1 protein-coding gene (running past one end of the window) is annotated in these 19,696 nt (G+C 49.6%); it reads right to left on the reverse strand.

The window, feature by feature from the left end; all coding sequences use genetic code 11:
- Positions 1-19,593, reverse strand: the 5' end (the start) of a protein-coding gene (locus tag KTO58_RS09980) for an SDR family NAD(P)-dependent oxidoreductase (protein WP_225860175.1). 21,108 nt of this gene lie to the left of the window's left edge; the window shows 19,593 of its 40,701 coding nt (coding positions 1-19,593); its start codon is at positions 19,591-19,593; its stop codon lies beyond the left edge, outside the window.
- Between the last annotated feature and the right edge of the window lie 103 nt (positions 19,594-19,696).

Below are 19,696 nucleotides of genomic sequence, written 5' to 3' on the forward strand. Positions count from 1 at the left end.
CGGTAGGTCTTTATCTGAAAGAGCGGTGTAGGACAACCAATTGTACCATCCATTTACCATTTCCTTCAGTCGCTCTTTATTTTTTGCAGACAGTACTATTATAACCGGTGCAGCATTCGTCACTGCTGTTTCCCGTATGCGGCCGGCATATTCTTCTATGATCAGATGAGCGTTAGCGCCGCCAGCGCCAAAGGAGGAAATACCTGCGATGCGCGGGAATGTGCTGATTACCCCATTCACCATAGTCTCCGGGCGGCGCCATTCCTGTAATGACTGTTGCAAGACGAAAGGTGATGCGGACAGCTCGAGATTAGGATTGGGGGTTGTTGCATGTAGTGTAGGAACTAGCACTCCATGTTGTAATTGTAGTACTACTTTGGTGAGGCCAGCGATGCCCGCAGCAGATTCCAGGTGGCCGATATTACTTTTTACAGATCCTAAAGCGCAATATTCTTTTTCGCCGGTATCTTTTACGAATGCCTGTGTTAGTGCGGTAATCTCCACCGGATCTCCTAATGCGGTGCCTGTTCCATGTGCTTCGATATAGCTGATACTCCGGGCATGGATACCTGCTTTATCCATAGTATGCCTGATCAGTTCTGCCTGTGCAGCCGGGTTGGGAACGGTGTATCCATTTGTTTTACCACCATGATTAATACTACTGCTGCGAATGACAGCGTAGATGTGGTCTCCATCTGCTTCTGCCTGTGAAAGCCTTTTCAGCAGTACGGTACCTACGCCTTCTCCCGGAACAAAACCATCACCACCGGCACCGAAGCTGCGGCATTCATTACCAGCAGACAACATGAACTGTGCAGAAAGCCCTATATAGCTTGCCGGATGTACATAGAGGTTTACGCCACCGGCAATGGCCATTTCACAATCTCCACGTCTTATATATTCACACGCTTCGTGTATGGCGGTAAGCGAGGAGGAGCACATTGTATCAATCGGCATACTTGGGCCTTGCAGGTTCAGCAGATAAGATATACGGTTGGCCACGGAGCTGAAAGACGTATGTGGGGCAAGTTTTGATCCCTGCTGCCATAACAGAGGTCCATAGAGGTCGAATCCTGTTTTGGTGATCCCTGCAAAAACGCCTACTCTACGTTGATGACGGGAAGACAGTAGTTCTTTAGTATAGCCAGCATCCTCCAATACCAACCAGCAACTCTCGAGGAATAATCTTTCCTGCGGGTCCATATTGATGGCTTCCAGCGGTGAGATGTTAAAGAACAAGGGATCAAAGGCTGCAAAGTCATTCAGGAATCCACCCCATTTACTGTAGCTCTTACCCTCTTCCACTGCCTTTTGCTGATCGGGCTGGTAGAAGCCATCCAGGGACCATCTTTCATTGGGTATTTCCGTAATACAATCTTTACCAGCTTTGAGATTTTCCCAATATTGCTGCAGGTTGTCTGCCTGCGGATACCGGCCGTGCAGCCCGATGATAGCAATGGGATCGTGTTGGAATGCAAGCGTATTCGCTACTGTCTGGGATATTGTTTTTTTGATCCTTTGGGGGCTTTTATAGGCGGTACGTTGTTGCAGCGGGATTGCTTTTGCAGTAACCGGAGGTGTATTTGTTGTTCCCCCTATCCAGTTAATACAGGCTTCTTCGTAATGAGCTATAAAGTAGGTAGCCAATGCGGATAATGTCTGGTATTCGAAGAACAATGTTTTGGAAATACTACCGAACACGGTTACCAGTTCCTGGTTGAGGTTGGTGATCAAGATAGAATCGATCCCATAGTTCTCCAGCGCCTCATCTACTTCTATCCTGGCAGGGTCCAGTTTTGCATGTTTGCCCAGGAGCTGTTTTAGCCGAAGTAGTATTTTTTCCTTTAGTATATCGGGGGTGATATTATTGATCGTATTTGTTGTATGGATAACCCGGGGCTGGGCTACAGGTGGTTGTTTTTCTACGCGGGAGGCTGGCAGCACCATTACCTGGGATTCATTGGAAGAGAGTGCGCGGTAACAAGCGGCAATACCCGCTGCGGTATCCAATGTATTGAATCCCCGTTGTTGTAATTGAGCTGCTGTAGCGGCATCTACCTGCATACCGCCGGATGTCCAGAGGGGCCAGTTGATGGAGATGGTATGTCCTTTACGGCTGCCTTGCTTCACCCTTTCGTTCCTGTAATGGCTGAAGGCATCCATGAAAGCATTCCCGGCGGCGTAGTCAGCCTGGCCTTCATTTCCGGCAGCGCCAGCTACAGATGAGAAACATATAAAGTGATCAAGGGGTAACGACTGTGTTGCCTGATCTAGCTGCCAAATGCCAGCTACTTTAGGTAGCAGTACCTGTGTGAATTCCGTGGCCGATTTACGAATAATGAAATTGTCATGGATCCATCCAGCGCTGTGGATCACACCATTCAACGTACGATGATTGTTGACGATACGGGTGATCAACTCATCCAAGCCTTTTCTATCTGTTACATCTACCCGCTCATAGATAACACCCGCACCTTTATTTTTAAGCAGGTCCAGTATTGCCTGTTTGTCTGCCGACAGTTCGCTTCTGCCGGTAAGGATCAATGTTACTTTTCCGTTGGTAGCGTTCGTGATATGCTGAGCGAACAGCAATCCCAATCCTCCTATACCTCCGGTGATGAGATAGACGCCACCCTGTCTCCAAGGCTGAATGGCCTCCGTAACCGGCAATGGTGACCACTGCAGTACGGACCTGCGAAGCTGCCGGTCGTATCTGATGAGGGTATCGCTGGTACTTGCATTATCCTGTATGCAGGATTTTAATGCCTCCAATGTTATACCGGCAGGTATTGTGATCACTTGTCCGTTTAAGCGGGGATTTTCTTTTTGTGCGGTCTGTAGTATAGCCGCCAGTCCTTGATATAGCAGACTGCTTTCGTCATCATTGACCAATACCTGTATCCTGATCTTTTCACTGCCTTTATCCAGTAGGAGGTGTTGCACCAGATTGAACAACGCGAGCGCATGTTTGCTGTAGGAGGCTGCTTTATCTGCTTCGCCCTCGTCTTTCCAGTTCCGTATCCCGGCAATATTGCTTAGTGTGTTACGTATGTATGTAGTTTCTTCCTCTGTTCTTTCGCAACAGATGACCCAGTGCGCGCCGGTTGCTGCGGCTTTATCCGCGGGCACTTCTTTCGTCACCCATTCAGGACGCAATAATACGGGGGTACCGTGATTTTCCGTATGCGTGTTCCATTGTAGCTGACCGAACCGCGCATAAGGAGAGCCGTTATCGTTATATAATATAATCTCCAGTAAGGTGTTGCCGGTCTGCTGTGGGTCCAGGGATATTGATACCCGGCTGTTTTCCGGTATGCTGTCAAATATTTCCAGTTGTGCCAGATAAGTAGGTATACCCGACAGCCCAGTTGTATTGCTGATCAACTTCTGTAGTCCGAGGAGAAGTGAAGGGGGCAGTGTGATGTTCTCATTTTTGTTGTCAGTGACCGATATAGCAGGTAAGTTTTCAACTTGTACCGATGGGACGGAGTTTGATATCCTTTGTTCACTATACCCGCTACCCTCACAATAGACTACTGCAGCTCCTTCGCTATCAAGGCTGTATACTTCGAATTGCATTTCTTCTTCCTGCGGATATATATTCACATGTAATGTCAGGTCACTAACCGCGTCGATCGCTGCCGGCCAGCTGATGTTCTGCAACACGATGGTTTGCCCGCCTGCCTTTTTGGCCTGTCTGATCGCAGCGATGGCCATTTCCAGGCAACACAATGCAGCTGCAGATTCGTATTGACCGATGGATGCGAAGTGACTGCTAAAGCGGAGGCCGTTGATATCTGAGGTATTGTGATGTAACAATGGGTGTATCATTCCGGTATTGTTAGTACCGGATGTTGATTGACCACTGTCACTGATCCAGTAGCGTTCACGTGCAAACGGATAAGTTGGAACGGAGATACGTGCGGGCGGAGTTGCGTTATACAACGATTCCCAGGTAATATCCATGCCTTTGCTCCAGAGTTCGGCTACTTTCCGGATCTTTTTCTTTTGTATCCAGGTGTGTACCAGTGATGTTACATCTTCATCTCCTTCCAGTACGGTTACACCATCACGACCTTTTTTAGCCTGACCACCCAGCCATCCTCCTCCAGGTTTATTTGCGAGGAAGTTATCCAGTGCAAGCAGCAGTTTCTCTCTATTGTCGGCGATAATGGCCAGGCGGCTGCTCATGGCATCTCTGCCGGTTTGTAAGGTGAATGCCAGTGCCGGTAAGTGTAGCGTTTGTTCTTTATCCAGGTAAGCTCTTAGGACGGAGGCATAGGCCTGTAGTCTTTCGTCGTTACGAGCGGATAATAAAAAGAGGGATGACAGGGGTGTTACCTGTGTTGTTACGGGTGGCGTTTGTTGTGGATATTCCTCCAGTACCAGGTGAGCATTGGTACCGCTGAAACCAAAGGAGCTGATGGCAGCCCGACGAGGTATGTTCGCCGCTGTCTGCCATGGGCGCAGGTTGGTATTAATGTAGAAGGGGCTTGCGGAGAGGTCAATATGTTCATTAAGTGTTTCAAAATTGATCGTTGGCGGCAGTTCTTTATGTTGCATTGCCAGGAGCACTTTGATGACGCTGGCAGCGCCAGCGGCCGTCAGCAGGTGGCCGATATTGCTTTTTACAGAGCCGAGGGCGCAATAGCCCTGCTGATCTGTGAAATGTCTGAAAGCGGTGGTCAGTGCTTCTACTTCTATGGGATCTCCCAATTTGGTAGCGGTACCATGTGATTCTACCATAGTAATGGTAGCCGGGTCTATGCCAAATCTGCTATATACTTCCTGTTCGAGTGCTATCTGGGATTTTACGCTCGGGGCGGTAATACCATTTGTTTTACCATCCTGGTTGATTCCCCATCCGCGGATGGTGCCGTAGATACGGTCGCCATCCCGTTCGGCTTCACTTAATCTCTTTAATAGTAGTACTCCTACCCCTTCGCCCGGTACGAATCCGTCGGCGCGGCCATCGAAAGTATAACATCTACCGGTAGGTGATAACATCCCTGCTTTGCTGGTCAGGATATGCATATAGGGACCTGCCATTACGCATACGCCTCCTGCCAGTGTCAGGTCGCTACGATGGAGCAGCAGGCTGTCGCAGGCTTCTGCGATGGCTACCAAGGCTGATGAACAAGCTGTTTCGATAGCCAGGCAGGGGCCTTTAAGGTTCAGCAGATAAGATATACGCGCGCTTAGTATAGAGGTAGCACCACCTGTCAATCCCTGTGCACTCAGGCTGTTATCTACCGTAAACCCTTGTCCGTAGTCGCCGGTGGCGCAACCTACGAAAACGCCTGTACGGGTACCGGACAATGCACCGGGGCGTATACCGGCATCTTCTACACAGCGCCAACAATTCTCGAGGAATAACCGTTGTTGCGGGTCCATTAATTCTGCTTCGGCCGGTGAAATGTTGAAGAACAGCGGATCGAATTTATCTGCATCTTCCAGTACGCCCATCCATTTGCTGTTACTTTTTCCCGCTGCGTTGGGGTCTGCATCATAGAAGTGGTCTAAGGGCCATCTTTCTGCCGGTACTTCGGAGATACAGTTGTTGCCTGCGCGGAGGTTTTCCCAGTAGGCGGACAGATTTTCAGATTTGGGAAATTGTCCGCTGATACCGATGATAGCAATGGATTCATTTTCTGCTACGGCAGGTGCTGTTGGAAATTTAACTGGTATGGGCAATGGAGCCGGGCGCTGGCGTTGTTTACCCTGCTCCCGCAGACTTGCCAGCAGGCGGTCTGTATGGTCTTCCATTTGAGTAGCTCTATGGCTGATAACGACCTTGCCGATGTGGTCTCCTTTATCTACGAAGTGTAAGGCATCTTTTATCTGGTGTAGCGGATAGACCCTTGACAATATGGGTACAATCTGTCCGGATGCCAGCATATCGCTCATAATATCCAGGGTGCTGCGTCCTGCGAAACCATGCTGGTAACTCAGCTGCCGAAGGTCGATGCTATAGATGACCTGGTTCTGCAGCAGACGGGACAGATCCAGTTTGGGGCTGGTTTTGAGGCCATGTACGGCCAGTTCGAGGTATCGTCCTCCTGCGCCCAGGCTATTTAATCCTTTCTGGATATTATCGCCGGACAGCATATTCAATACGACATCTACTCCGCGATCTGCTGTCAGCTGGCGGATCTGCCTGTCGAAATCTTCTTTATAGTTCAGGGCATGTTTTACACCTAACTGGCGGAGCAGGTCTAACTTGTGTGTGCGGCTAGAGCTGGCAAATATCTCGCAACCTTTCAGCTGCGCCAGTTGCAATGCTACAAGTCCGCATCCACCGGTGGCAGTATGTATCAATACTTTTTCGCCCAGTTGCAATTTGCCCAGTTCGTAGGCATAGTATACGGTTCCGAATACGACGGGCAGGCTACATACTTCTTCAAAGGAGATATTCGAAGGTTTGATAGCGACATTGGTAGCCGGTACATTTACATAAGCGGCATGTCCTCCCAGTTGTGCGCCGGCGAGTGCTACTACTTCATCTCCCGGTTGTAGTCCCTGTACTCCTGCACCAACCTGGGCAATAATGCCTGACATTTCAAAACCAGGAACAAACGGGTAGGCTGGAATTGTGGGATATAATCCTCTGACGCACATAGTATCCGGGAAGTTAATCGCTGAAGCCATGACCTTTATCTTCACTTCTCCCGGCGCCGGGGCAGGAACATCCCAATGTTGCCAGGTAAGCTCATCTAGTCCCAATACGGTATTAATGACCAGCCCATAATGATCTGCGGGAGGTGGCACGTTTGATGGGGCAGGTGTGGTAGCAGGAGGTATTTTTTCGGGTACTGGCGCTGTTGTTCTCATTGTCAACGGTGCAGCGACCACCTGTTTTTCGGGTATGGCGGCTGGTGCTGCCGGTGCGTTTCTGATCGCTTCACGGGCCAGGGCATCTCCCAGGTAGGCAGTGAATTCCCTTATAGTTGGATAGTCATATACTCTTGTAGCCGGAATCGTGATCCCAAATAATTTATTGATGGCTCTTATCCATTCTACCCCCACGATAGAGTCCAAACCCATTTCGATGAAATTTTTATCCGGATCAATTTCATCTGCAGCTACGTATAATACTTCTGCGAGGCTGGCTGTCAATTCGGTGGCGATAGTTTCCAGCGGAATATCTATAGCGGGGCCCGAAGGTGTATTTACCGGTTGGCTGATAGCTGTTGATGTTAACTCCGGCGTTTCCACCATCACTGGTACAGAAACCGGCGCCGGTGTATCGGCTACAGCAGATCTACCAGCCTGTTGCTGTATCATATCACCTAACATGGCGGTAAACTCGCGTATGGTAGGGTAGTCGTATACGCGTGTAGCCGGCAGGCTAACGCCATATTGTTTGTTAATAACGCGTATCCATTCTACGCCAACGATGGAATCCAATCCCATTTCGATGAAGTTCCTGTTGCGCTCAATATCCTCGAAGGGCAGGTACAATACTTCGGCCAAACTTGCAGCCAGTTCCTCTTCCAATTGTTCGATGCTAATGGCCGGTGTTGCTACTGTATAAGCTGTGGTTACCGGCGTGGGCGCCTGAACGGGCGTTACGGGCGCTGCGACAGCTTCTACTGCTTCCACAGGGGGGTGAGTGACCGGCAATTCGGGTATTACATCGGATAACGACCGAAGTGCAATTCCAGCAGGCTTTTGAGTGGTTAGTTCTTCTTTAATCACTGGGGTTGGGGCTTTTATGGTGATGGATGCGGTCGTTGGCGCGGTTGTTTTACTATTGGGCCAGTAATGTTCGCGGCTGAAGGGATAGCCAGGCAGGTGTAAGATCGACGGTTTTTCGGTTCCGTATATCTGCTCCCAGGCTATGTCATGACCTTGCCCATAATAGGAGGCCAGTTCCTGCAATCTTGCTAGATATGCTGCCGGTGTATTTTCCACCGCCTGATATTGGGAGAGCAATTGCGCTATATGTTGCCGTGTGGCCTGTTCTGTCTGGAAGGAAGCCGGCACTATTGATTTCAGGAGGCTAGTGTTTTCTTCTTCAGACAGGTAGTTGCGTAATATTCTTATGACGGTGCGCAGATCTTGTGCTACAAAGGCTATTCTATATCTGAAATGTACTCTTCCGGTTTGCAAAGTGTAAGCCAGGGATGACAGCTCTTTTTCTTCTATGCGACCGGATTCCAGGAATGTCAGCAGCTCCTGGGCACGTCCTGACAAGGCTTTTTCAGTTTTGGCGGATAATACTATCAGACAAGCAGGTAATGCCGGTGCTGCTGCTGCCGGCATTTCAAAACTTTCGACCACCATATGGGCGTTTGAGCCACTCATGCCGAATGCGCTGACAGCACCCGTCCTTACTTGTCCTTTGACGGCTTTCCATGGTTTTGCTGCTTTGTTAACGTAGAAGCGGCTGTTTGTCCAGTCGATATAATCGCTTTCCTGTTCACAATGCAGGCTGGGAGGTATCACTTCGTGGCGTAGCGACTGAACGAGACTGATCAGGCTTACCAACCCAGATGCAGCGAAGCTATGTCCAAAATTGCTTTTGGTGGAAGTCAGTGCACAATATTGCCGTTTGTCGGTGTATTTGCTGAATGCTTCATCCAGGGCTTGTATTTCCACAGGATCTCCCAGGCGTGTGGCGGTGCCGTGTGTTACGATATAATCTATATTTTCCGGATCTATCTTATACTGATCATATACCGACTGTAGCAGTGTTGCCTGTGCGGCGCCATTGGGAGCTGTTATGCCGTTACTTTTTCCATCATAGTTGATACCGCTGCCTTTTATCACGGCATGTATGGCATCTCCATCTGCGAGGGCGCGGGATAGTCGTTTCAGGACTACTACTGTTATTGCTTCTCCAGGCACCATGCCATTGGCCCTTTTATCGAATGCGAAACATTTACCATCTGCGGAGAGCATACCCGCCTGTCCCATTCCTACCAGTCCTTCGGGTGTTAGCATCAAGTTGACGCCGGCGGCCAGGGCGGTATCACATTCATTATTTCTTAAGCTCAGGCAAGCCTGATGGGCAGCTATTAATCCGGATGAGCAAGCCGTATTGATCGCCATTACGGGGCCACTGAAGTTTAGGAAATAGGCGAGCCGGGCTGCCAGTATACCATTGTGATTAGCGGTGACACTGCCGGCTTCTTTTGCCACCAGTGCATAGTCTCCTTCCTCCACTCCTACGTACATGCCTATGCGTCCGGTCTTCATCTTCTGCGTACCATAACCTGCATCTTCCAATGCATTCCATGCTTCCTGCAACAACAACCGCTGGCGGGGATCTATGCTGATCGCTTCCCTAGGTGATATTTCAAAGAAGGCAGGATCGAACTCCCTTACACCTGGCAGGGAGCCACACCATTTACTATTGGTTTTACTGGGATCTTCTATCGGATCGCCAAAGTACTGCCGCCAATTAAACCTGTCGGAGGGGATCTCTGTCACAGCATCTATACCAGCCGCCAGTATCTGCCACAGTTCATCTACGCTACGTGCCTGTGGAAACCTGCCACTCATACCGATGATAGCAATCGGCTCCTGCAGCTGGTCTACTACGCCGGCACCATTAAGGGTGTCAGGTATCGCCCTGTTGCCCGCATCAGGTTTTGCGACAGGTACGGAGATCTTTTCCTCGTTTCGTTTGTAGAACAATTGAAGCGTATCGGCATGTTGCGTGTTATAGTAATCTGTTAGTTGCCCGATCGTCGAATAGCGGAAGAACAATGCAGGTGTTATTTCCAATTGGTAGTGGGTAGACAATGCTTTGGCCAGTGCTCCTAAGCTGATAGAATCAAACCCGAAGTCGGCCAGGTTATCCTGCGGATACAGTCGATCTTCGGGGATATTAAGTAGCTGGCTGATATATTTTTTTATATCCTGCATGACCTGTGTGTACAGATCTTGCGGCGTAGTGTCTGTTGCCGGGATGGGGGTGGCAGGGGGTGGCTGAATGCCGGCGAGGGTCAATAACCGGGAGGGCTGTCCGGAGAGGACAAAGAAATCGGACCCTTGCTGTGCCAGCAGCTGATCGAATAAGGAGAGGCCTTCACCGTGTTGTAAGAGGCGTTGGCCGCTACTCTTCAGATATAACTTTTTATTGTCCTGATTATCGAAATTCATTCCACCATCCTCCCATAGCGGCCAGCTAATCGTAACGGATCTTCCCGGCTTATTTTGCCGGGTACGGTATTGCGCATACGCCGTCAGGAAGCTATTGGCCACCGCATAATCACAAGCGCCAAAATCGCCTAATCTGGAAGCGATGGATCCATAATATGCCACAAAATCCAGTTGTCTGCCTGCCAGTACATCGTCCAGCACTAATGCTCCTTTGATCTTCGGCGCTAATATCTGTTCGATATCTTCCCGGGATTTGCCGGGCAGTGCTGTCTTGCCAGCGATGCCAGCGGTGTGGATGACTCCATCCAAGCTATTGTAGCGTTGATAGATGGCGGCAATCGCCTGTTTCATGGCCACTGCCTCTGTTATGTCTGCCTGCAGGTAAGTGGCATTTCCACCAGCGGTATCCAGTGCAGCTATAATCGCTGTGATGTGTTCATCAGCCGGCCTTCTGCCTGTCAATATAATATTTGCTTTATACCGATGGCTAATATAGTTTGCGAGCTGTTGTGCCAACTTACCGCTGCCACCGGTGATCAGGTAGGTTCCTCCTAGTTTGAGCAGTGTATTATTGCCGGTGATTGTTTGTTGTTCCAGGTGCGCCACATGTCTTTGTCCGCTATAGTAAACCGCTGTTGCTTTCTGCGTACTCAACAGTTCCTGTGCTATGCGCGACCAATCTTCGGAACCGATCACACTATCGGTTGCCAACCGAACTGTTTGTACGCTGGTTACGGGCAGGAGTGCTGTTACAGACGGCGGCAGTCCTCTCCAGGCATCGATATAACATGCTTCCAGGGAGGAAGAAAGCCCTTTACCAGCCAATAAGACCTTGGCAGGCGACTGTTGCAGTGTGAGCAAGCCCTGTAACAGGAAGGTAATATCATAGTAATGATCGGCAGCGGTGCTTTCTTCCAGGCTCCAGGCATACAATACGGCATCTATATGCCCATGATCTTTTACGACATGTTGCAAAGCGGACAGATAGGTATCAGCATCTGTTCGCTGGATGCTGTACTGTTGTGCGCTATGCCGTTGATATCCCATGCCCTGTGCAATAAATATCACTTTTGTATCTGGCGTCAGCGGCTGTAGTATGCCAGTCAGCTCCTGGCGATTGCGGGCTGCTGTGATAAAGCAGACTAAAGTTTTGTATGTCTGCGCAGGTCCTTCCGGCAATGATACTTGTTGTTCCTTTTCACTAAATACCAGTACTTCTGTTCCGGATATTTTTTCGTCCTTCTGGGATGAGCCTGCGACGAAAGGCGTCTTTAGTGCTTTGGCGGTATCCAGCCAATATATTTCCCTCGCAAATGGGTAGGTTGGTAAACTGATACGTACCGGTAATGTCTCCTGATATAAGGAGGTCCAGTCCAGCTCCCAACCATTTGCCCAGAGGCTGGCGATCTTTTCATAATGTTTATCTCTGATCCAGCTGGCTAACCATTGTTGTGTTTCTTCACCGGCAAAAGCTATTCCCATTTCCTTCCGGTTGCGGCTATTACCGGTATATGTACCGGCTACCTCTTTTTGTCCTGCCAGTATCTCTTTCAATCGTTGCTGCAATCCGGTCAGGGAGTTTACTACCAACGCCAACCGTTCTTCCATCGGTTCCCGGCCAGTCTGCAAGGTATATGCTATGGCATGCAGGTCATTCTCCTGGTAAGCACTTCCGGCTATTGCCTGATGTAGTTGCAGGATACGGGCCTGCAGCCTGTTGGAGTCTTTTGCGGACAATACGATAATAACTGCACCTTCCGGCTGTGTTACTGGCAGTTGATTATATTCTTCAACGATGATATGTGCGTTGGCACCGCCCGCTCCGAAAGAGGAAATACCCGCGGTACGAGGATGTATTTTGGTGATACCATCTACTGTTACTTCCGGGCGTTTCCATTCTGCCGGTTGTTGTTGGAGGATGAAGGGACTATTCGGGAAATCAATATGTTCATTGGTATTTGCAGCATGTAAGGTAGGCACCAGTATACCATGTTTCATTTGCAGCAATACTTTGGTGAGTCCTGCTATACCCGCTGCTGCTTCCAGGTGTCCGATATTACTCTTTACCGTACCTAAAGCACAATACTGTTTATCACGGATATCTTTCCCGAAGGCTTGTATCAAACCAGCTACCTCTATCGGGTCTCCCAGGGTGGTACCGGTGCCATGTGCTTCTATATAACTGATCTGGCGGGCATCTATTCCTGCTTTATCGAGGGCTGTGCGAATCAGTTCTCCCTGGGCAGTAGGATTAGGAACGGTATAACCGTTTGTTTTACCACCATGATTGATGGCAGTACTACGTATTACCGCATAGATATGGTCGCCATCTGCTTCTGCCTTTGACAAACGCTTGAGCAGTACGGTACCTACTCCTTCTCCCGGAACAAAGCCATCTCCGCCTGTGCCAAAGCTTTTACATTTCCCATCTGCGGACAACATCTGTTGGGCACATAATTCTACGTAACTAGCCGGATGTAGGTATAGGTTTACTCCCCCTGCAATGGCCAGCTCGCATTCGTTCCTCAGCAGATGTTGACAAGCTTCGTGTATAGCTGTCAGTGATGAGGAGCACATGGTATCCACCGGGATACTCGGTCCCTGTAAGTTGAACAGATAGGAGACTCTGTTGGCGACGGAGCTGAATGAGGTGCGTGGATATACCTGTTCTCCTGATTGCCACAGTGCAGGTCCATACAGATCATATCCTGTTTTGGTGATGCCGGCAAATACGCCCACTCTGCGCTGGTGACGCTGTGATAGTAACTGGCGGGTGTAGCCGGCGTCTTCTAACACTTCCCAGCAGGTCTCGATAAAGAGGCGTTCCTGCGGGTCCATGTTCCTGGCTTCCCGCGGTGAGATATTGAAGAACAAGGGATCAAAAGCTGCGAAGTCGGATAAAAATCCCCCCCATTTGCTGTAGCTTTTTCCTTTAGCAGTTGCTTCTTCCTTATCCGCTATATAGAAATCTTCCATCGGCCAGCGGGATGCTGGTATCTCGGTAATGCCATCTTTTCCCTCTACCAGATTAGTCCAGTACTCCTGTAAGTTATTAGCACCCGGATAACGACCGCTAATGCCGATAATGGCGATAGGTTCGTTATGATCCGGATGTGATGATATAACAGGTACAGCCGTACGGCCTATTTTCACCTCGTTTTTCCGTTTCAATTTGCTGACAGGTACGGGATTTATACCGGCAGGAGCAGTGATATTTGTGTTGCTGTTTGTCCATTGCAGACAAGCAGCCTGATGATGTTCGATAAAGTATTCGGTCAATGCTTCCAGATGACGGTATTCGAAGAACAGCGTCTTGGGAATATTTCCGAATATGTTACCCAGGTGTTGGTTGAGCTGGGTAATCAATAACGAATCTATACCGTATGTTTCCAGTGGTTCATCCAAATCGATCTTTTCGGCGTCCAGTTTTATGCTGGCGGCAAGGAGTCGTTTCAGGGCCTGTCCTGTTTTCTCTTTCAGGCTTTGCAGGTCTTGCGGAGATAAGCTATCGGATGTAGCAGATGTTTCCGGTACCTGTTGTGAGCCCTGTATCTGCAGCCGGGATTGGATGCCGTATAATACTACTACTTGCGGTTCTTCATTCCGGAGTGTGCGGAAGAAGGTTTGTATTCCGGTTGCCGTATCCAGGGGACGCAGGCCTATGTTATACATATGTGCGCGGGTAGCTTCGTCTACCTGCATGCCACCCTCTGCCCATAATGGCCAGTTCAGAGACAAGGAGTGTCCTTTTTTGACGCCGGCCTTTACCTGGTCATTACGCTGATATACATATGCGTCCATGAAAGCATTGGCAGCGGCATAGTCTGCCTGTCCGGGGTTACCACTGATGGCTGCCCCGGAGGAGAAACAAACGAACCAGTCCAGTGATAAGTCAGTGGTTGCTTCATCGAGGTATAGCAGGCCTTTCACTTTTGGTGCCAGTACCTGGTCGAAAGTTCCTTCCTCTTTTCTGATGATGAAGTCATCCTGGATGATACCGGCGCTATGTATTACGCCATGCAGGTTGCCATAGGCACGGCGAATATCCTCCACCAATGCTGTTACGTCCGATTGCCGGGTTATGTCCACCTGCTTGTATAGTATATTGGCGCCTGTGCTGCGGAGTGTTTTCAGTTCTTTTTCCCTGTCGGCGGATAATGTTTGCCGGCCGGTGAGGATCAGTGTAATATTGCTTTCTACCTGTGTTAATGCGCGGGCAAAGATCTGTCCCAGTCCTCCGGCGCCGCCGGTTATCAGGTAAATACCATTTTTTCGAACAGGTGTGTTGCTTTGTGCTGATCTTTCTACTACGGGATGTAGCCGTTGGATCTCCCGTTGCCCATTTCTATACCGGATCACTGTTGTGTTGCCTGGTATGGGATTTTCTTTCCGTAGTTCCGGTAGTAAAGCATCTGTGATCTCCTCTAAGAGGATGAGTTGTGTTTCCAGCAAGGGTTGTTCCAGGGAGGTGGTTTTCAATAACCCTGCCAGTCCCAGGTAAGTTGTTTCTTTCTTTGCTGGTATTATCACCTGCAGCAGGGTTTTTCCTGTTATACCATCAGCCAATAGTGCTTTTATGGTCCCGAACAAGCTGCTGGCTGCATGGCTGAATTCGACAGCTATATTACCTGCAGGAGGTGTAATCTGAATAACCCGGAGGTTGCCGTTTTCAGCCACAGGTTTATATGTATGCTCTATTGCGACGATGACATGTGCAACATAGTTAGTATGCGTATGCATAACTGTAGCCGGCTGCCATCCGGGTGATAACAATACTAGGGAGGGTTCGTTTTCTTTTGCTATCAGCAACAACTCCTGTCCTATGAGTGCCACCTCTCCATTTTCGTTCTGCGACGAGAAACGGACGATTCGTTTATTATCATCCTGCCATTCGCAATGTGTCTTCATTGCTGCGGTAACAGGAGCATAAATATCGCAGGTATTCAGCGTAGAGAACTGGTATGTATCTGTACTATTATGCTCTTGCTGCCCCATTCCTTTGCTCCATTCCGGATGGAGGACATACTGCTCTCCGCTTTCGATGTTCTGCCGGGGCGGCAGTTTATCTACATTTTCTCCGGCGGTCCTGATTTCTTTCAGGTAGAGCTCTCCCTGGCAGTATACTATTGTTTCGATCCCTGCTACCTCATAGATATCAAATCCAAATCCTCCGGTTGCCAGTGGATAAACGGTTGTATAAAGGAGGCGGCTATTGTTGTTTACCTGTAGTGGTGGACCCCATTGTACCTGTTGTAAGCGGATATAGGTGTTTGTAGTCCAGGTGATGCCAGCATGCAGGACGGCTTGTATGCCCATTTCCAGCAGGCAGCCGGCAGGCAACGTACTTGTTTGTGGTTCGAAGAAAGGTTCTTTACCTGTAAATATGGATGAGAATTTTTGTTCTTCGAGTGTAGTGATGTTATGATGTAAGAGGGGGTGTAAGTGATGAGATCCACCGGCGGGGCCGAATGTTGCAGGTTGTGGGTTATTGGCAGGTGCGGCGTTTAGCCAGTAGCGTTCGCGGGCAAACGGATAGGTAGGTACCGGTATCTTTTTGGGGGAATCGGTACCGTAGAGTTGTTCCCATTGAATGGCTACACCTTTTGTCCACAGGCCCGCCAGCTTATTGAGTTTTCCTTTCTTCAGCCAAGTATTAACCAGTGCCAATGCTTCTTCATCACCTTCCAGTTCGGTGACCTGTTCGCGATTCTTTTTGACCTGATTGCACTGTACCGTGCTACTTGTTTTGCCCCCTAGGAATAGTTCGAGTCCGGCAATCAGTGTCTGTGCGGAGGTGGCTACGATTGCGAGCCGGTGTTCCATTGCTTCGCGTCCTGTCTGCAATGTATGTGCGAGGGCGGTGAGGTCTGCTTCGGGTTTATCCAGCAACCATTGTTTCAGGGTAGCGGCATATGCTTCCAGCCGATCTCTATTTTTTGCTGACAATACAAAAAAGGAGGAAAGCGGATGGTTGTTTTCGACGGATTGCGGCGGGATCGCTGGTTTATACTCTTCTACTACAAAGTGCGCGTTGGTACCGCTGAAACCGAAGGAGCTGACAGCCGCCCGACGGGGGATGCCTGCCGGAGTCTGCCAATTTTGCAAGGAAGTATTTACATAGAAGGGGCTACCTTCCAGGCGTATATGTTCATTGAGGGTATCAAAGTGTAAAGAAGGCGGTATTTCCTGATGACGGATTGCCAGTAATGTTTTCAGCATACTTGCTGCTCCGGCGGCTGTCAGCGCATGTCCGATATTTGTTTTTACTGACCCTATGGCACAAAATTGTTGCGCACGGGTATGCTTACGGAATGCGGCTGTCAATGCTTCGATTTCTATGGGGTCTCCCAATTTTGTACCTGTACCGTGGGCTTCCACCATGGTGATGGTAGCCGGGTCTATATTAAAATGCTGATATACTTCTTGTTCCAATGCGGTCTGCGACTTTACGCTGGGAGCGGTAATGCCATTGGTCTTTCCATCCTGGTTGATGCCCCAGCCGCGGATAACGCCATAGATATGATCGCCATCCCTTTCTGCATCGCTGAGTCGTTTTAACAGCACTACTCCTACCCCTTCTCCCGGCACGAAGCCATCGGCCCGTCCGTCGAACGTATAGCAATGCCCGGTAGGCGATAACATTCCTGCTTTGGTGGTAAGGATGTGCATGATGGGGGTGGCAATTACGCAGACACCACCCGCCAGTGCCAGGTCACTTCTTCCCAGCACCAGGCTGTCGCAGGCGGCGGCCATGGCGACCAATGCGGAGGAGCAGGCGGTCTCTATTGCGAGGCATGGACCTTTGAGATTCAGGAGATACGAGATCCGCGCACTTAATATTGATGTAGCCCCACCGGTGAGTCCCTGTGCGCTTAGTCCTTGTGCATCGAGGCCCTGGCCGTAATCTCCGGCGGCTACGCCTGCGAATACCCCGCAACGCGTACCTGATAATGCGGAGGGGCGCATGCCAGCATCTTCGATACAACGCCAGCAGTTTTCAAGGAATAACCGTTGCTGCGGGTCCATTAATTCGGCCTCTACCGGAGAGATGTTAAAGAACAAGGGATCGAATTTGTCCACGTCCTCTAATGTGCCCATCCATTTACTGTTGGACTTGCCTACTGCGGTGGGATCTTCGTCATAGAACTGCTCTGCTGCCCATCTTTCTGGCGGCACCTCTGTGATACAGTCCTTTCCTTCCCGGAGATTTTTCCAATAAACATCCAGTGAGGGGGATTGAGGGAACTGGCCGCTCATCCCAATCACGGCGATGCCTTCCGCTTCATATGCCAGCGGGCCGGTTGTGGCAGGAGGTAGTTGATGCACGGCCAGCGGTCTGGCATGTATACTATCTCTTTTTTGTTGCTGCAGGCGGGTGATACACTGTTCCAGGCAATCTTCCATGGCTGTTGCGGTGTGGCTGATGACCACTTTACCGATATGTTCTCCCTTATCTACATATTTCAATGCATCATTGATCTGGTGTACCGGATAAATCCTGCTTACGATGGGTACGATCTGTCCGGCTTCTGCCATTGCCACCATTACTTCCAGGAGTTGCCTGCCTGCTGCACCATGCCGGAAGCTCAGCTTACGCAGGTCAATGCTATGAATGGTCTGATTTTCCAGCAACCTGGACAGGTCCAGTTTGGGGCTGGTCTTCAGCCCATGTACTGCCAGTTCCAGGTATCGGCCACCTGCCCCCAGGCTGTTGAGGCCTTTTTGTATGGCTTCTCCTGACAGCATATTTAGTACTACATCTACTCCGTTGCCCCCTGTTAGTTGGCGGATGTCTTTATCGAATGCGCCCTGGTAGTTAATGGCACTTTCAACGCCTAATCGTCGAAGAACATCTAGCTTGGCCGTTCTGCTCGAGGTGGCATATATGCTACATCCTTTGAGGTTAGCCAATTGCCATGCGATCAGGCCACAGCCACCGGTAGCAGTGTGTATTAATATTTTCTCTCCTTCCTGGAGTCGTCCCAGTTCGAAGGCATAATATACGGTGCCGAATACTACCGGCAGGCTACAGGCTTCTTCGAATGAGAAGTTAGCCGGTTTTCTTACTGCATTGCCGGCAGGTACGGTCATGAAGCTGGCATGTCCTCCGAGCTGTCTGCCAGCCATTACGATCACGGCATCTCCCAGTTTGAAGTCGGTGACACCTTCCCCTATGGCATGTACTACTCCTGCCGCTTCAAAACCCGGTACAAAGGGATAAGGCGGCATGGTGGGATACAGGCCTTTGACACACATGGTATCAGGGAAGTTGACGGCGGAAGCTTTCACAGCGATGGTGATCTCTCCTGCTGCCGGTGGCGCTACCTGCCAGTTACGAAGGCTTACTTCGTCTAATTGATGGACAGAGGATATGACCAGTCCGTAGGGAGCAGCGGGAAGTTCTGCCGGTGTGGCGATAGGAGTTGCCGGTTTGGGAGGTGAAGTATATTCAGTTACGGCATTTACTTCGTAAGCGACTGTTACTACTTCGGTAGGAGTAATGGCATCCAGTTCTTCTGCCAGGAATGCCGCAAATTCTTTTATAGTTGGATAGTCATATACGCGGGTGGCTGCGATGTTAGTATGATATTGCTGATTGAGCATTCTCACCCATTCTACGCCAACGATAGAATCCAATCCTAGTTCAATGAAGTTGCGCTCCATTTCTATAGCGGATTCTTCCAGGCATAATATAGCTGCCAGGCTGGTGCGTAGTTCTTCGTAAAGGCTATTAATATCTATGGTAGCTGCTGCACGCTGTTTTATTGCTGCCGGGACATTATGAACAGGCGGAACTATGGGTATCTCTTTGGGTACATGGGGTATACCTGGTTGTTGTGATACTTCCTCTTGAAGCATTACAGCGAATTCGCGAATGGTGGGATAGTCGTATACGCGAGTGGCTGATATGTTGATATTGTATTGCTGATTGACTACCCGTACCCATTCTACCCCTACAATTGAGTCTAGGCCTAATTCAATAAAATTGCGATCTATATCTATTTCATTCACTGAAATACATAATGCGGCAGCCAGGGAGTCCTGCAATGATTGATGTAAGGTGATGGTATCCAGCTGCCGTGATATTGGAGGGGGAGGCATTTCATTGCTGAAAGGCGGTAGTGCGGGGGTATCAGGTATGGCGGGCATTGCTCCTGTGAGGGCGATTACCGGCGGGGTCGTAATATCAGTATCCTGGTGCAGTGTATTTGCTGCGGGAAGATGTAGTTGAATGACCTTTTGTTGCTCCTCGCTATGGTGGCCGTTGGTGGCTACCGGGGGTAAACCATTTACAGGTAAGGGAGATGCTGCCGGAACAGAAGAGGATGTTTCTGTAGTATTCAGACGGGCCATCTCTTCTTTCAGTCGTTGTATCTGTTCCATTGCGGCTGTTTTTGACAGCCTGTTATTCCTCATTTCCTGTAAAATGTGTTGTAGTTGTGCGCTCAGGGTCTCTTTCATATCTCGGGGTGCTGGTTTCATAAAATAGTTGAATACAACGGATTGAATCGGGTCAAGCGGGCATTGGTCTTTCAATGCCCTTTTTGGGAAGGGTCATTGAAAAATTTATTGATAGCAGTCAGTA

Origin of the sequence: Chitinophaga pendula (genome assembly GCF_020386615.1) — a bacterium.
GTDB lineage: Bacteria > Bacteroidota > Bacteroidia > Chitinophagales > Chitinophagaceae > Chitinophaga > Chitinophaga pendula.